Source organism: Kangiella sp. (genome assembly GCF_048265365.1).
GTDB lineage: Bacteria > Pseudomonadota > Gammaproteobacteria > Enterobacterales > Kangiellaceae > Kangiella.
Map to the genome: position 1 here is coordinate 1 of NZ_JBLXBT010000013.1, position 15,820 is coordinate 15,820.

The 15,820-nt window shown below is 58.5% G+C and carries 11 protein-coding genes; 6 read left to right on the plus strand and 5 right to left on the minus strand.

Translation table 11 applies throughout. The annotated features are described in order from the left end of the window. The 5 genes from ACN0VI_RS14755 to ACN0VI_RS14775 all read left to right on the plus strand — a co-directional run. A partial coding sequence (locus tag ACN0VI_RS14755; protein ID WP_417447310.1) for a TolC family protein occupies positions 1 to 744 on the plus strand: 744 nt, incomplete at its 5' end. Beyond that, complete coding sequence (gene gmd, locus ACN0VI_RS14760) at positions 741 to 1,787, plus strand: GDP-mannose 4,6-dehydratase (RefSeq protein WP_417447311.1); 1,047 nt, start codon at positions 741 to 743, stop codon at positions 1,785 to 1,787. The genes ACN0VI_RS14755 and gmd, both read left to right, overlap by 4 nt. Before the next feature lie 503 nt (positions 1,788 to 2,290). Then, positions 2,291 to 5,641, plus strand: a complete 3,351-nt coding sequence (locus tag ACN0VI_RS14765) for a glycosyltransferase family 4 protein (RefSeq protein ID WP_417447312.1) — start codon at positions 2,291 to 2,293, stop codon at positions 5,639 to 5,641. Between the two features lie 526 nt (positions 5,642 to 6,167). Then, positions 6,168 to 7,943, plus strand: a complete 1,776-nt coding sequence (locus ACN0VI_RS14770; RefSeq protein WP_417447313.1) for a hypothetical protein — start codon at positions 6,168 to 6,170, stop codon at positions 7,941 to 7,943. Between the two features lie 410 nt (positions 7,944 to 8,353). Further along, on the plus strand, positions 8,354 to 9,130 hold the full coding sequence (locus ACN0VI_RS14775; protein WP_417447314.1) for an ABC transporter permease: 777 nt from the start codon (positions 8,354 to 8,356) through the stop codon (positions 9,128 to 9,130). A gap of 99 nt (positions 9,131 to 9,229) precedes the next feature. Here ACN0VI_RS14775 and ACN0VI_RS14780 read toward each other — a convergent pair whose 3' ends face one another. Genes ACN0VI_RS14780 through ACN0VI_RS14800 form a run of 5 tightly spaced genes read right to left on the minus strand, consistent with a single transcriptional unit; the run spans position 9,230 to position 15,096 of the window. Continuing rightward, positions 9,230 to 10,420 carry a glycosyltransferase family 4 protein gene (locus tag ACN0VI_RS14780; RefSeq protein WP_417447315.1) on the minus strand — a complete coding sequence of 397 codons (1,191 nt, stop codon included), beginning with the start codon at positions 10,418 to 10,420 and terminating at the stop codon, positions 9,230 to 9,232. Further along, the gene (locus ACN0VI_RS14785) at positions 10,417 to 11,415 is read right to left on the minus strand and encodes a GDP-mannose 4,6-dehydratase (protein WP_417447316.1); all 999 of its coding nucleotides are present in this window, start codon (positions 11,413 to 11,415) and stop codon (positions 10,417 to 10,419) included. Before ACN0VI_RS14785 ends, ACN0VI_RS14780 begins: the two co-directional genes overlap by 4 nt. Beyond that, positions 11,370 to 12,467 carry a glycosyltransferase gene (locus tag ACN0VI_RS14790; protein WP_417447317.1) on the minus strand — a complete coding sequence of 366 codons (1,098 nt, stop codon included), beginning with the start codon at positions 12,465 to 12,467 and terminating at the stop codon, positions 11,370 to 11,372. Before ACN0VI_RS14790 ends, ACN0VI_RS14785 begins: the two co-directional genes overlap by 46 nt. Then, positions 12,464 to 13,876, minus strand: a complete 1,413-nt coding sequence (locus ACN0VI_RS14795; protein ID WP_417447318.1) for a class I SAM-dependent methyltransferase — start codon at positions 13,874 to 13,876, stop codon at positions 12,464 to 12,466. Before ACN0VI_RS14795 ends, ACN0VI_RS14790 begins: the two co-directional genes overlap by 4 nt. An 11-nt stretch (positions 13,877 to 13,887) precedes the next feature. Next, the gene (locus ACN0VI_RS14800; protein ID WP_417447319.1) at positions 13,888 to 15,096 is read right to left on the minus strand and encodes an ABC transporter ATP-binding protein; all 1,209 of its coding nucleotides are present in this window, start codon (positions 15,094 to 15,096) and stop codon (positions 13,888 to 13,890) included. 258 nt (positions 15,097 to 15,354) lie between these two features. On the opposite strand from ACN0VI_RS14800, the gene ACN0VI_RS14805 reads away from it, so the two are divergent. Beyond that, on the plus strand, positions 15,355 to 15,820 hold a 466-nt coding region (locus tag ACN0VI_RS14805), incomplete at its 3' end, for a sugar phosphate nucleotidyltransferase (protein ID WP_417447320.1).

The window sequence follows — 15,820 nt, forward strand, 5'->3', positions numbered from 1 at the left end:
CGTGAAGAGCTTTCGGAGATTGTCGGGCGCCCGGTAAATGAGCGGCTCAGCCGCATCCGCGAAGACATCGCTTTGCAGGTTCCGGGTGAAAGCCTGTCGGTTTGGGTTGAGCGTGCCGTTGCGGCTAATCCGGCATTGAAGGCGCGTGCCAGTGCGCTTGCGGCAGCCGATGCCGCCGTGCGTGAGAGCCGTGGCGCGCATTATCCCTCGCTCAGCCTCAATCTCAGCGCCCAGCGCAGTGATGTCGGCTACGACAACACGCTGGCGCCACGCTCCGACAGCTATGTCGCCAGTATTGGTGTACAGGTACCTATTTACAGCGGCGGCTCAGCCTCGGCACGGGTCAGGGCGCTACACAGCGACAGGCTCGCGACCGAACAGGAGCTCGAAGCCATTCGCCGCCAGGTCGTCAAGGAAACCACCAGCGCCTACTTGACCGCGCAATCGAGCGTGGAAAAGATCCGCGCCTCGCGTAACGCCCTTGAGTCGGCGGAGCAGTCCAGCGTCGCGGCCGAGCGCGGTTTCAAATTTGGCGTGGTCAACGCGGTCGATGTCTTGACCAGCGTACAGAACGAATACGCCGCCCGCCGCGATCTGCTCAGCGCTCAGTACGATTTCATTACCAACCTGCTGGTATTGAATCGTTGGGCCGGGCGGTTGTCCGAGCAAAGCGTCGAAAACGTCAATGTATGGTTGGCTCGTAGCGAAGAGGCACGGGCCCTGGAACGGAAAACAACGGAATGAGCATGAACAGCAAGACCGCGATCGTCACAGGTATCACCGGGCAGGACGGCGCGTACCTCACCCAATTGCTGCTAGACAAAGGCTACAAGGTATTCGGCACCTATCGCCGTACCAGTTCGGTGAACTTTTGGCGTCTCGAGGAAGTGGGCGCCATCGGGCATCCTAATCTGGAGCTGGTCGAGCACGACCTTACCGATCTGGGCGCGAGCATCCGCCTGATGGAAGAAGCCCAGCCGCACGAGGTTTACAACCTTGCGGCACAAAGCTTTGTCGGTGTGTCGTTCAATCAGCCGATTACCACCGCCGAGATCACCGGGCTTGGCGCGGTCAACCTGCTCGAAGCGATTCGCATCGTCGATCCCAAGATCCGCTTTTACCAAGCCTCGACTTCCGAAATGTTCGGAGAAGTCCAGCAGATTCCGCAAACCGAAGTGACGCCGTTCTACCCGCGTAGCCCCTATGGTGTCGCCAAGCTCTACGCGCACTGGATGACCATCAACTACCGCGAGTCCTATGGCATCTTCGGTACCAGCGGCATCCTGTTCAATCACGAGTCCCCGCTGCGCGGCAAGGAATTCGTGACGCGCAAAATTACCGATGCGGCTGCTCGTATCTCGCTAGGTAAGCAGGATTGCCTGCAGCTCGGCAACCTCGATGCCAAGCGCGACTGGGGGTTTGCCAAGGAATACGTCGAAGGCATGTGGCGCATGCTGCAGGTCGATACGCCTGATACCTTCGTGCTTGCGACCAATCGTACCGAGACGGTTCGTGACTTCGTCTCGCTGGCGTTCAAGGCGGTTGATATCCAGCTCGACTGGCAAGGCAGCGCGGAAAACGAGCGCGGTATCGACAGCCAGACCGGCAAGACCGTCGTGGAAGTCAATCCTCGCTTTTACCGCCCGGCTGAAGTGGACCTGCTCATCGGCAACCCTAAAAAAGCCAAGGCGGCATTGGGCTGGGAGCCTAAGACCACGCTTGAAGAGCTTTGCAAGCTGATGGTTGATGCCGATCTGCAGCGTGTTCAAACCGGAAAGTCGTTCTAGAACCATAACCCTGCAGCAAAGTCTTTTTCGCGGGCATGGCCCGCTCCTACGGTGGGATTGAAGCTTTTGTAGGAGCGGCCCATGGCCGCGAACGGGGCCGCACGGTGGCCGGAATGCCCATTCGCGGGCATGGCCCGCTCCTACGGTGGGTTCGAGGCTCTTGTAGGAGCGGCCCATGGCCGCGAAGCGGGACCGCATCGATGGTCAGGTTCACCATTCGCGGGCATGGCCCGCTCCTACGTTGCGACGGTCTGGCTCTCGCTCGTGAATCCCGACGTTGTTTTCCGACATTGCCCCTTCAGACGTTATGCTGGCTTCAGTTTGTGGGTAATATTGCCGGCTCGTTTTCGTGCAGCGAAACAACTCCGACATCTTTGGGAGCAGCCCTGGCCGCGAAACTTTTCTCGCAATTGGCGGAATGGCACGCGCTCGCTCTCGGAGCGTTGCCGGAGGTTATTCGCGTCCGCGTGTCGCTCGTTTTTTAATTCGTACCAGGCCAGTGAATGCACTCTCTAAACCCGCCCACGATTCACCAATTCGCTATCGACTGCACGCCAGGAGACGGCATCACCAATGGCATGCTGCTGACTCGAAAGTTGCTTCGGCTGGCTGGGGTGCGTTCCGATATCTATTGTGCGGGGATTGCTGAGGCATTGATGGGCGACGTGCTGCCCATGCAGGACTACCAACCTGGCGGCGCCGATGCCCTGCTTGTCCATCATGGCATCGGCAATAGCCATGAGGGCTGGTTACGGCAATTGCCGGAACGCAAAATCATGGTGTTTCACAACATCACGCCCAGCCAGCTGTTTCCCACCGAACATCCCATTCAGCCGATGCTTTCCCATGGTTGGCAGCAGGTCGACAGCTGGAAGGAATGGCTGACCGGCAGCATTGCCGACTCCAGACAAAATCTCGATGAGCTGTTGCAGCGCGGCTATGACCCCGTGCGCACCGTAGAGATACCTCTGCTTGTGGATCTGGAGCGGCTCGCGCCGGGTGCCGTGGAGGCGTTCGATAGCCCTCGGCCATTCACGCTGCTGTTCGTGGGGCGTGTCATGCCGCACAAGAACCAGCTGGCGCTGGTTGATACTTTTGCCGAAGTGCTGCGGCGAGTACGTGTGCCGCTGCAGCTATATATAGTGGGCGGGTTTACCATTCCAGAGTACGCAGAGCAGATACAGCGGCGTATCGACGAGCTCGGGCTCGGTGGTTTCGTCACGCTGACCGGGAAAGTAGACGATGCCACGCTGATCGATTTGTACCGCCGCAGCGACCTGTTCGTCTCGATGAGCCGGCACGAGGGCTTCGGTATGCCGCTGATCGAAGCCATGGTGCATGGCTTACCGGTCATGGCCTATAACGCCGAACACAGTAACGTTGCCCATACCCTCGACGGCGCAGGCCTGCTGCTAGACAGCTGCGATCCCCAGGCCTCGGCTGCGGCGATCGTACAGCTTATGAACAACCCTGCTTTACGCGGCTATCTGCGCCGTCGTGGCACGGCGCGTCTGGCTGACTTCAACTACCAGAAGCTCTATGACCGGCTGCGTGACCACCTCGAGCAATTCCATCTCCATCTGCCCGCTCACGCGTTCCCTGACCAACTGCTCACCTCCGCTGGTGTCGATTACCGCATAGAAGGCCCCTTCGACAGCAGTTACAGCCTGGCACTGGTCAACCGCGAGTTGGCGCGTGCCCTGACCGACCAAGGCCGGCAGGTCGCGTTGCGCGCCACCGAAGGCCCGGGACCGATGGCGGCGGATGCCAACTTCCTGGTGACAAACGCCGACTGCGCCGCTATGCACGCGCGTCAGCGCCTGGTCCCGAAAAACGTGCTCCGTCTGCTGTATCCGCCCCGTGTGACAGACATGCAAGGCGAAACGAACGTGCTGTCCTGTTACGGATGGGAAGAGTCCTGCCTGCCGGAAAGCTACTGCCACGACTTCAATCACCAGCTGCATCTGGTCACCAGCATGTCCAGCTGGGTTACCAGAACCTTGCGCGACAATGGCGTTACCGCTCCATTGGCAACGGTCGGACTGGGGGCCGATCACATTGTCCGGGTAGAGCCTGATGCCAGCCTGCTACCCGCGTTGCCGCAGGTCAGTTCCGCGAGGTTGAGACTGCTGCACATCTCGTCCTGCTTCCCGCGCAAGGGCATCGACGTCTTGCTGCGTGCCTACGCATCGGCCTTCACGGCAAAAGACGCGGTGGTGCTGATCATCAAGACCTTCCCCAACCCGCACCATGACATTGCCCAGGAACTGGCGAACTGGCGAGCGGCGAACCCGGAAGCGCCGGCCGTCGAGCTGATCAACGCCGACCTCTCCGACGCAGCGATCCGCGCGCTCTATCAATTGGCCGACGTGCTGGTGGCGCCGTCCCGCGGCGAGGGCTTCGGCCTGCCGATGGCCGAAGCCATGCTCCATCGCTGCCCGGTCATCACGACGGGGCAGGGCGGCCAGCGGGATTTCTGTACGCCGCAGACGTCGTGGCTCATTGACTACCGATACGCACGGGCCCGCACCCATCTGCAAGCAGGCCCATCGGTATGGTTCGAACCTGATGCGGAGCACCTGGCCCGCCTGCTCACGGAGTTTTACGGCGCCTGGAAAGATGGCAGGCTGCAGGACATGACAGCCGCACGCATCGAGGCGGCCGAGACACTGATACGCGAGCAGTTCTGCTGGGGGCGGGTCGCCGCGGCGACCGAGCAGGCCATCGCTGCCGCTGCTGCGCAATCCTTGCTCAAGCCGGCGCCACGGCTTGGCTGCGTCAGCTCATGGAACAGTGCGTGCGGCATTGCGACCTATAGCCGCAAGCTCATCGAGCCGGCATTCGGCAGCGAATGTCATGTGTTCGCCAACGACGACGCGCAACGCTTCGGCGCCGATGAGGCGCATGTCGAGCGTTGCTGGACAGCTGGCGATCGTGATGATCTGCAACGTTTGCGCACGGCGATAGAGCGCTCCGGTGTCGATGTCTTGCTGCTCCAGTTCAATTTCTCGTTCTTTTCGTTGTCGGCGTTCGCAGAGCTGCTGGATTGGGCTCATGGGCGCGGCATCCGTACGCTGGTGACATTCCACTCCACAGCCGATGTCCAGCATGGCAAGGTGCTGAAAAGCCTGCGTGACCTACGCGGCTCGCTGGCCGGGTGCGAGCGTCTGCTGGTGCACAGCGTCGCTGACCTCAATCGCTTGCTGGATTTCGGGTTGCCGGACAACCTCCTGCTCTTCCCCCACGGTGTCATCGATACCCAGCCGCCGGCGCCAGGGCTGGAGCAGCAGGCGGCGGGCCTTGCAGGCAAAACCGTCATCGCCAGCTATGGATTCCTGCTCCCGCACAAGGGCGTGCCAGAGCTGATCGAGGCCTTCGCACTGCTGGCCAAGGCCGACCCCTCACTGCACCTGCTGTTGGTCAATGCCGAGTACCCCGTGCCGGCCTCGGCAGAATTGCTTGCCAGCTGCCGTGCAAGGATACAAAACGCAGACCTGGCCGGGCGCGTCACGCTGGTCAGTGATTATCTGCAAGATGCCGAATCGCTCGCCTGGCTGGGACTCGCCGATTGCATCGTTTTCCCTTATCAGCACACCCAGGAATCTTCCAGCGCAGCGGTCCGCTGGGGGCTCAGTACCGGCAGGCCGGTGCTCTGCACGCCGTTGGATATTTTTGAGGATGTCGCCGAAGCGGTGACGTTTCTCCCTGGGACATCGAGTAAGGCGCTGGCCGACGGGTTAAGCCGTTGTCTGGGTAATCTACCGCAAGGTAGGCAAGACCAGTGGCTGCGCACCCATGCATGGTCGGCAGTCTCGGCTCGATTGCGCAATTTGACGGTGGCGCTGCGTCAGTAGAGATTCGATAGCTGATGCTTACAGCTGCGATGTGAATGCCGATCGCGCTAATGCGTTGCTCAGCTTCCCGGAAAGGTTTGTGCTTTGCTGTGGCCTGTGGCCATGCGCTACGTGTGCCGTTCGCAAAAAGTGGCGTAGGTCATCCAAAGCTCCCGGACTGTGTTAATCGATTTCCGTTATAGGAGCGCGCGCGTTAACTATATTTTGCGAGCTCCATGCGTCAGTCCATGTCCAGCGAAACGGCGATATAAAAAATGCATAACTGTGCAGTCGATGCGACAAAAGGCTGACACTTTCTATTGTTCGGGCAGGAGCCGAGTCTGTATGATGGCCCGGTAAACCGCAGTTATATGACTGGCGGGCTTGAAAAAGCATTCCTAGTCTGTAATCTGCACCGGTCAGCTTAAGCTGATTCCCATCAAGGGGGCCATGCCCCGGTGGGGGCATGGCGAGCAGGCAGGGCCGACGGGCCCTTTTCCAGACGGAGCCTGTGCGTCGATTCGACTCATATTGGAGATGAAAAGTAATGGCTGTTACTTCTGCACAAGTACAAGAGCTTTATGTGGCTTATCTGGGACGCGCAGCGGACCAGACTGGCCTCGACTACTGGATGGCCGAGTTGAACGCCGAGCCGGCACTGATGACTCTGGAAAATCTGCGTGCCAACTTCGTCAATGAGCAGCCTGAATACGAAGAGATCTATGGTGGTCTGACTCGCGACGAGACAATCATTGAGATTTACAACAACCTGTTCGGCCGTGCTCCTGACGCTACTGGTCTGGCCTATTGGAGCACTGGCGAAGGCGCTGCCGTAAACGCCGATCAGCTGGTTGTAGCGTTCCTGAATGGCGCTTCGGCTGCAGACGCTCAGGTCGTCACCAATAAGGTGCTCGTTGCTAGCATCTACACTTCTGCTGCTGGCGATAACTTCTCGACTGAAGATGCTGCGGCCATTCTGGTAGGCGTTGACGGTACCACTGCATCCGTCTCCGACGCCATTGCCGGCCTGACTGATCTGCCAAGCGTCGCTGTTCCGGCCGCTATTGGTCTGATCGAAGCAGCGGCTGTTGCTGCCAAGTCGCTGGCTGACTTCGAAAACGAAGAAAATACCGACGCGCTGATCGCTATCAATGATGACGTTGCAGCTCTCAACACTGCTGGTGGTTATGGCGCTACTTTGGCTGACCTGGATGCCGACTCTGACGACGAGGTTTCCTACACCGAGGCTGAGGCTGCTCTTGCTAACGCTGAAGATGTGCGTGACGCCGTAAGTGGTCTGTCGACCGGCGTTCTGTCAACCCAGGCTACCGAGGCTGCCGCTGATCTGGCTGCTGCGCGTACTACATTGGTCAATGGCACCAATGGCGCGGTCGCTGCTGTTCGTGCTTTCGAGGCGGCTATTGCTGCTGACGCAGCCCTGACAGCTCCAGCGCAAGCCGATGTTGATCTGCGTACTGCTCAGCTGGAAGCTACTGCTCAGAATTCCGGCGCCGCTTGGTCTAATGCAATCACCGCAGCCAAGCTGACTGCCCCGGTTACTGCTGACGACTTGTTTGCTCTGCTTGCCGATACGGCGACCAGCGCCAGCGTAGTTAGTGCTGTTAACACTGCTTTTGCAGGCATCGAAGGTTTCTCGGCTGTTTCTACCCTGGCCGCTCAAGCTAACGCCAAGGCTGCTGCAGACGCCAAAGTTCAAACAACTGCTCAAGCTGTTGATGATCTGAGCGGTACAGCAGCTGATGACTACCTGGACGCTTTCGACGCTAGTGTTGCTGCGCAAGAGCTGTTGAAAGACGCTCAGGCTGCCGACGCGCTGGTTAACGCTGCCGATGCTATTGTTTCCAGCCATGACTCTCTGGAGCAGGCAGTTAGCAACGCTAACACCGCCCTTAATAACTCGGCTGCGGAAGTATACGCCGCTGGCTTCACCGGTACCTCTGGCGCCGATGTGTTCTACTTTGCAGCTGGCGACCTTGACCAGACTCTGGATATCAATGTTACGGATGCCGCATTCAATGCTGGCGACGCGCTGTATATCGGTCAGGGTTATACCCTTAGCTCGGTAACCGAGCTGAGCGATACTGGCGCTCTGGTAGGCGGCAACAACAGTGCGAAGGAGATTTTCTTCATCCAGAACGGTACTGACGTAAACGTTGTTGTCGAAACTGCTGAATTCGGAAGCTCGACAGCTGCGGCAAACCTCGCCGTTAACGCAACTGATAATGTTGCTGTTATTACTCTGCTGGGCGTCAACGCAGAAGACCTGAGCTTCTCCAATGGCGTTATCTCTTACGTAGCTTAATCGCCTCGTAGTGAGATATACCGGCGAGCCCCGGCTCGCTGGTGCAGAGGAAGGGATGGTTATTTAGTCTCAACTATCTGAAGCAGTGCCGTTGTAAATAGACCCCGCTTCTCTCAAGGAGGCGGGGTTTTTTGTGGTAGAAGAAAACCAGCGCAGGCTAGGGGAACGCAACGGACGAATCAGACAAGGAGATGGGCTTGCCAAGGCACAGCCCTACAAGCATTTAATGATGGTTACCAGAGATCACTCAGTGAGCCGAGATGCCTAGTCGATTACGTGGTGCTAGCGGGCTTCCTTTCTTGTACGTTTGCCTCTCTGAAGGCTGACGGTTATCCAAACAGACCATAACCCGGTTCTTTTATCGCGGCTTTGTGAGTATTCTTCCCGCCTGATTTTTAGCCGGCGTTCATATGAACTGGAATCTCATATATAACTTTACCCGCCAGGATCTGGTAGACCGCCATTCGGCGTCCGTGCTGGGGGCTGCTTGGACGTTTATCCTCCCGCTGATCAATATCCTGATCTTCACTTTGGTCTTCTCGCGCATCATGGGGATGCGCATCGGGGGCATGGGGCAGGACCTTGGACCTTACGGCTATAGCCTCTATCTTGTCAGCGGCCTGCTTGCCTGGAATTGCTTTGCTGCGACGCTTACACGAATCACTCAGGTCTTCCACGAAAAGGCGCATTTGATCGGCAAGGTTCGCCTTTCTCTCTGGTCCCTGCCGGTCTACGTGGTTCTCAGCGAGACGGTGCTCTACCTGATCTCAACCAGCTTCTTCATGGTTTTTCTGCTGGCGATCGGCTTTGATTTTTCCCTGCGCCTGCTGTGGTGGATTCCGACGTTTCTGTGCATGCAGTTGCTGGCGTTTTCGATGGGCCTGGTTTGCGCGATCTTGTCGGTGTTCCTGCGGGACATCAAGGAAATGGTCGGGGTGGTCATGCAGCTCTGGTTCTGGTTGACGCCCATCGTTTACGTGCCTGGGATTCTGCCGGACAGCGTGCAGACGCTATTACAGCTAAATCCGTTCTATCACTTTGCCAGTGCTTATCGCAGTGCCTTGCTGGGCACCGAGCCGCCCAATCTGATTGCGTTGGGCCTGCTTACGCTGATTGCTGCCGGTATGCTGGTAGGCGCGATCTGGGTCGGACGCCGGCTGGAGCGGGACATTCGCGACTTTCTCTGAGGTTACCCTGAGCGCACAACGGATCCCTGGCATAGAGCGCTCAATTGCCGCGCCGGCTCACATGCTGCCAGGGGCGCAGCGGTGGCTTTCTGTTTGTTGTCAGTGCTGGCGCAGCACCTTCTCGTACACATCCAGCGTGCGGGCCGCGCAGGCTTCCCAAGTGAAGGTTTTTGCCCTGTTCAAGCCTGCCTCGATGCGTGCCGCGCGCAAGGTCTGGTTCTCCAGTACGTTGAGCATGGCTGTGGCAATCTCGGCGCTGTCAGTTGGGTTGATCAGCCAAGCGGCTTCGCCTGCCACCTCAGGTAGGGAGGTCATATTGGATGTAATCACTGGGCAGCGCGCGGCGAATGCTTCGATAACCGGCAATCCAAAGCCTTCATAAAGCGATGGAAACACCAGTGCGGCTGCGCTCTGAAGAAGTGCCATTACCTGTTGCCTGGGCAGATAGTCGAGCCAATAGCCCTCGCCTCGCGCTTCCAGTGCGCGCAGTTCCGGTAGCAGGTCTTCGTTGCCCCAGCCGTCGCGGCCCACGACTACCAGCTTGTGTTGTCGGCGAATCTCCTGCGGCAGCTGGTTGAACGCTGCCAGGATGCCCCGCAGGTTCTTGCGTGGCTGCAATGTGCCGACGAATAGAAAAAAGCCTGGCTGCAGATTGTGCGCGTGCAGGGTCGCATCGATCTGCTGTGGATCGATGCGCTCGAAATAGCAGGGCTCCACACCCAGCGGGGTGACGCTGACTTGTTCGGGGGCGATGCCCAAGTGCCTGATCAGGTCCTGCTTGCTGTGTTCGGAAATGGTGATGATGTGATCCGCGGACCGAATGCTGCTGGTGAACAGCCAGTTCTTCAGGCGCGGCAGGTCCTGGCGAATCCACTCGGGATGAAGCAGGGGTATCAGGTCCATGACGGTCGCGATAACCGGGACGCCCTTGATGCGAGGAATATGGTGGTCCGTTGCATGCAGCACGTCGAGTTCGCGCCGCAGCCCGGCGGAATTTGCAAGAGGCTTGTGCAGGGTTGCCGACAGCACGCAGGAGACGGAAAAGCGCTTTGCAAGCACTTGCGGTACGCCGCAATCCAGGCGCAGCTGATTGCGACCGAAGGCGTAGGGCTTGAAGCACCATTTTTGCGGTTGGCTGGCCGTGAGGCTCTGCATTGCATGCCAGAGCGCCTGAGTATAGACCCCGATGCCATCCAGGTGGCCGGCTCGCTCGCCCATCGACCAGACCGTACAGCTGAAGCCGACGTTCGTTATCGCGCGTGCGTGTTCCGGGTTGCTTGCCTCGCTCATTCGTTTTCCATCTTTCGACGCCAGAAATTCATCAATTCGCCCAGGGTCTGTTCGACAGGGACATTTGGTTGCCAGCCGGTAACCTTGCGTAATAGCTCGCTATTGCCAATTGCGACGGGGATGTCGGAGGGGCGCAAGCGTTGCGGGTCAAGCTCAACCAGAATACGCAAGTCGGTCATGCTCAGCAGCACGTCCAGCATGGCCCGAATCTGGCGAGGTATGCCCGATGCGATGTTGAAAAGCCGCGGATACTCGCGGTCAGTAGGGAGCGCGAGCAGGTGGACATACGCCTCGCATACATCCCGTACGTCAAGGAAGTCGCGGCTGGCCTCGATGTTGCCAACGCTCAGAATTGGCGGCTGCTTGCCAGCTTCTATCTGGGCGATCTGCCTGGCGAAGGAAGCGGTGACGAACTCGGCTGATTGTTGTGCGCCAATATGGTTGAAGGGACGGGCGATGACGCCATTCATGCCCTGCCGAAAGTATTCGACGAAGGCAGATTCGGCGGCGAGCTTACTGGCCGAGTATGGATTCATCGGCTTGCAGGGGCTCTGCTCGTCAAGTGCCACTCCTTGTTTGAAGCTGGCACCATAGACCTCGGATGAGCTGGTGAACAGAACGAAGGCATGTGGCGCGTGCAGTCGTACAGCTTCGAGCAGGTGCATGCTGGCCATGACGTTCGTTCGCCAGGTTAGCAGTGGGTCTGCGAAGCTGGTTGGAACATGCGAGACGGCAGCCAGATGAACAATATGGGTTGGCTGTGTCTGTTTGACCGCAGCGGCCACGGCCGCTGCGTCATGCATGTCGCACCTGAGGTATTCGTTCGCTGGCCCGAGCCCCGTCTGCGGTCGGTTGCTAAGCGCCGTGACATGGTAGCCGTCACGTAGCAACATCGGAACCAGAGTAGTACCGACGAAGCCGCCGGCCCCTGTCATTAGGATGCGGGGTGTCACGAGTACTCCTTCCGAGCCGAAGCGAGGATGAGCTCGATCCATGTGGCCAGCTGTTGTTTGAGCAGTTGCCGGTCGAACCGCTCGAGATTGCGCTTGCCTGCGGCAACGACGCGACCACGCAAACCGTCGGTCTCGTCCAACAATTGCGCCGTCAGTGCGATTGTCAGAGGGGCATCGTCAGCCAGGAGCAGACCGCCTTCGCCGAGTGTTTCCGGTACGTTCGATTGTGCACAGGCAATGATTGGCAAGCCGGCATGCTGTGCTTCGAGCAATGGCATGCAGAAACCTTCATGCGCACTGGCGCACCAGTATTGGTGCGCGTTCCGGTACAGCCAGCGCAATTCTGCGTCGCTGCACTTGCCCGGCAGCAGTACCTGACCCTGGAGCCCCAGTTGGTTGATGTGGTGCATGAGGCCTCGTGCATAATCCTCGCTGGTCGTGCCACCGACCAGTAACAGCCGCGCCTGTTTCAGCGAGTCGCTACCCTGAAGTTGGAGCAGGTGGTGGAACGCTTCGATTAGCAGGTGTTGCTGCTTGTTTTCTGCTAGCCGACCGACGCACAGATAATAAGCTGCAGCGCTATTTTCCTGAATAAAGGCCGGCATTTTGCCTTGGCCTTCGAGCCGGTGGCTGTCAACCAGCAGGGGCAGGGTCCGAGCGTCCGCATAGTGGGCTGATTCCAGTTCGCTCCGGTTGAGCGGGGAGTCGGCAATGGCGCCGATGAATTCGTCGCGCCAATCGATCAGCTGTTGACGCCCCAGCAATGCGTAGCGCCGTAACCCGCTTTCAGCTGGGAAAAAATCCGCTGGAGTGATGTTGTGGTAGACAAGTGCCTTGGGGCACGCCAGCGATAATAGCCAGTCACCATAGTCGTGGCCCATGGAGTGGTGATAGAGCAGTAATGTGTCCTTGCTGCCTTTGAATGTACGTGCGGGGCGAATATTCCCCGTGAGAGCCTCGGGAATGCAGTAGCTGAATATTTCCGACGCGTAGCCCAGCTCATGTAAGAGTTCACGTGTGAATAACAGGCTATTGGTTACGCCATCTCCCACTGCGACCGAGGCTGCAAATTGATCGATGCGCTGGATGCTCATGCAACGCTCTTCTGTGCAGTAACGGCATAGTCCTGGGCGCCATAGAACAGAGCGTTGCAGCGCCGGGCGATTTCGCTGTCCTCGACCAAGGCGTATTCGCTGGGGATAGGGTTGAGGCGGTGAACTTGAACTGCGGTAAACCCTTTATACACCAGCATGAACTCGGAAAAAGCGGGCGGAAGTGGATGAAGATGGGTTGGGTCTGTATGGAAGTGCGTAGCTGCCGACACCAAATTTTCGGGGTTGGGGGTCTCGAAAATGACCATGCCGCCGGGGGCCAGTACACGCATGCATTCGTCGAGCAGGGTGTTGAGCTGCTCGAAGCTCAAGTGTTCGATGACATGGAATGCCGTGACTGCGGCGATGGTCTCGTCCGGCTGCTGGCTCAGCCAGACGAGACCATCGGCGAGCACCGCCTCAAGCCCCTGCTCATGGCAGGCTTGTACGTTCATGCTGTTGAGGTCGATGCCGATCCGTTGGGTGGCATCCGGTAGCATCTTCAACCACTCGCCGCGACCGCATCCAATATCCACGAGCGGTAAACGCTCAACAAGTGGGGCGATATCGCTGATGATGGGTAGGTAATAGGCCAGCCGCGAGCGGATCGTCTCGGCATCACCGCGGAAACGATTCTCGAAGGCTAGGTAGAAGCTATCCGGAACGGAGCTGCCTGCAGCGTTGGGGAGGCTGGCAACTCCTTGATTAGCGCCTGCTGGTCGGGTGCTGTTGCGCTCCAGATGGCTGAGGCGACTTCGCATCTCTTGTTGAGCCAAGTAATGCTGCCCTAGCAGCGAGTGCTGTTCCGCCAGCATGCCTTGTAGTTCAATTATTGTCGTCTGTAGTTCGATTAGTGAGGTCTGCTGGGTTTCGAGAGTCTTGAGCAGTGCAGCTTCGCTGGTTGACAGTGCTTTGCTCTGTTGTTCGAGCTGCCGTGAATGCAGGTCGAAACGGGCCATGTAGTAGCGATGGCGTGCATCGGTTTTTATCCAGCCATAAGCGTTGGCCAGCAACTTGCCGAGAACGGGAGTGCGGCGCAGCGCGCTTCTTATCCGCGCCCGCCGGAGGCCCTGTACGGGTACGCTCTGTCGTTTGCCTTCCACTGAATAACGTAGCGTGGCGAGAAACTCGAACCGGTCCGTACCCGAGCGCAGCTGGGCCAGCCATTCTGCTGCCTCAGAGGCCTTGGCTTTGCGCCCCACTAGAGATGGGAAGGCCGCTTTTACCAGGGCTTCGTCATCGAGTTGAATCAGCGCTGACCACGCGTATGGCTGGTCATGGACATGGGGTGGTGCAGGGTTGAACGGGGGAAGGGGGCGGCGATTGCTGTCTTGCTGATAACGCTGCACTTCGGATTCGATGCGTCGGTTGAGCTCAACGAAATCGATGTCTGGGTTATTAGGGATGAGCATCTATATTTCCATCAATTGCCGCAGGCGGGTTGTTGGATGTTCTCGAGAGTGGGTGAAAGATCGCATACACCACCAAAAAATGTCCCGTGAATGCCCGCAACCTCAAAGCCAACGGCGTTATCGCGCCAGTGATAGCACGTGCCTGTGTGATCGGCGCCCTCATGGAGGGCGACAGTGATAGTGTATTTGCCGGGCGCAAGGCGCATGGGGAAACGGTAGCGCAACTGCTTGCGTTCCCCCGCCATGAGGCTAATCGGCATATTGAGGTAGTGGCTGTTGGTGCCAAAGATATCCTGACCGAATCGGTCGCGGATCATCAGGCCGAGCGAAACATCCGTCAACTCTCGGGACGCGCTGATTGTGACATCCAGGTTGGCGGTGTCGCCGCTGGCAAGAATCACGCTGTGCGAGTTCACCCCTGAGAACTCGACAAGTTCTATGATTGCGTCACGGTTTCCATAGCCTGCGACTTCAGGACGCTCCGGTAGGGCGTTTTCTTCGTCATCGCCAGCCAGGAGCTGGTTGTATATGTTCACCGCGTCCTCGGGGTTCGTATCTGCAACCACGCGGCCCTCGCTGAGTACAACTGCGCGATCACAGATCATCTTCACGGCATTCAGGTCATGCGAGACGAAAACGATCGAGCCCCCTTTTGCCCTGAACTCCTTGATCCGCCTCATGCACTTTTGTTGGAAATGTCCGTCGCCGACCGAAAGGGCTTCATCTATAAGAAAGATGTCAGGGTCCGCATGGATAGCAATGGCGAACGCGAGGCGCATCGTCATTCCCGACGAATAGGTGCGAATGGGTTCGTTAATAAACTGCCCCAGTTCCGAAAACCCGATAATCGCTTCCCTACGCTCCTCGATCTGCTGGCGAGTCATGCCCAGCAGCAGGCCGTTGCCAATGATGTTCTGCGCGCCCGTGAGGTTGGGGTCGAAACCGGTACCCAGCTCCAGCAAGCCGGTGACTCGGCCGGTGATGCCGATGCGTCCCGCATCGGGCAAAAGCACCCCGTTGAGCATTTTCAATAATGTGGATTTACCGGCACCGTTGCGGCCAAGAATGCCTACGGTTTCGCCGCTCGCCACGGTGAAGGATATATCGTTCAATGCAAGATGGCGGCGGTGGAAGCTGCGCCTCAGGACGATCTCCTTAAGGCGATGCCATGGGCGATTGTAGAGCTTGAACTCTTTAAAAACGTTTTCCACTTGAAGCATAGGGTGGCTCTGGGTTGCACGGTGGTGGGCAATTCTACAATGTCTGCAATCGCAAGGCCCTGTATGTATGACTGGAATATGTTCGTGGATGGGCGTGCCGTCGCCTTGGCCTATGCCTCGGCGGGGCGAATCGCATGTCAGTTCTTCGGGCCGTGCTCGGTAATGAAGACCGAAAGCGGCACTGCCTAGGCGATTTGCATCAGGCCGCAGTGGTTCGGATAATGCGTGGTTTGGCTTGGCCCAACTTCGGAGTACTCCATGTTTACGCCCGTAATCCTCGCCGGCGGTAGTGGCTCGCGCCTTTGGCCGCTTTCGCGGCAGGCTTTCCCCAAGCAGTTTCTTGAGCTGGACGGCCAAGCTCAGGGAACCATGTTCCAGCGGACGATCGCACGGTTGGACGGGCTGGAGCATGGTGATCCGCTGGTGGTGAGCAACGAGCGGCATCGCTTCGTGGTGGCCGAGCAGCTGCGCTTGGCCAAGCGACAGAGCAGTCGGATCATTCTTGAACCGCTGGCCCGCAACACCGCGCCGGCCATTGCCCTGGCTGCGCTTGAGGCGACCAGGGATGGTGGCGACCCGGTGCTGTTGATCCTGGCTGCCGATCACCACATCCCGGATGAACAAGCATTCCAGGCGGCAGTCGCATCAGCAACGATCCATGCCAACGCAGGACGACTGGTGACCTTCGGCATCACGCCGACCCACGCTGAAACCGGTTTCGGCT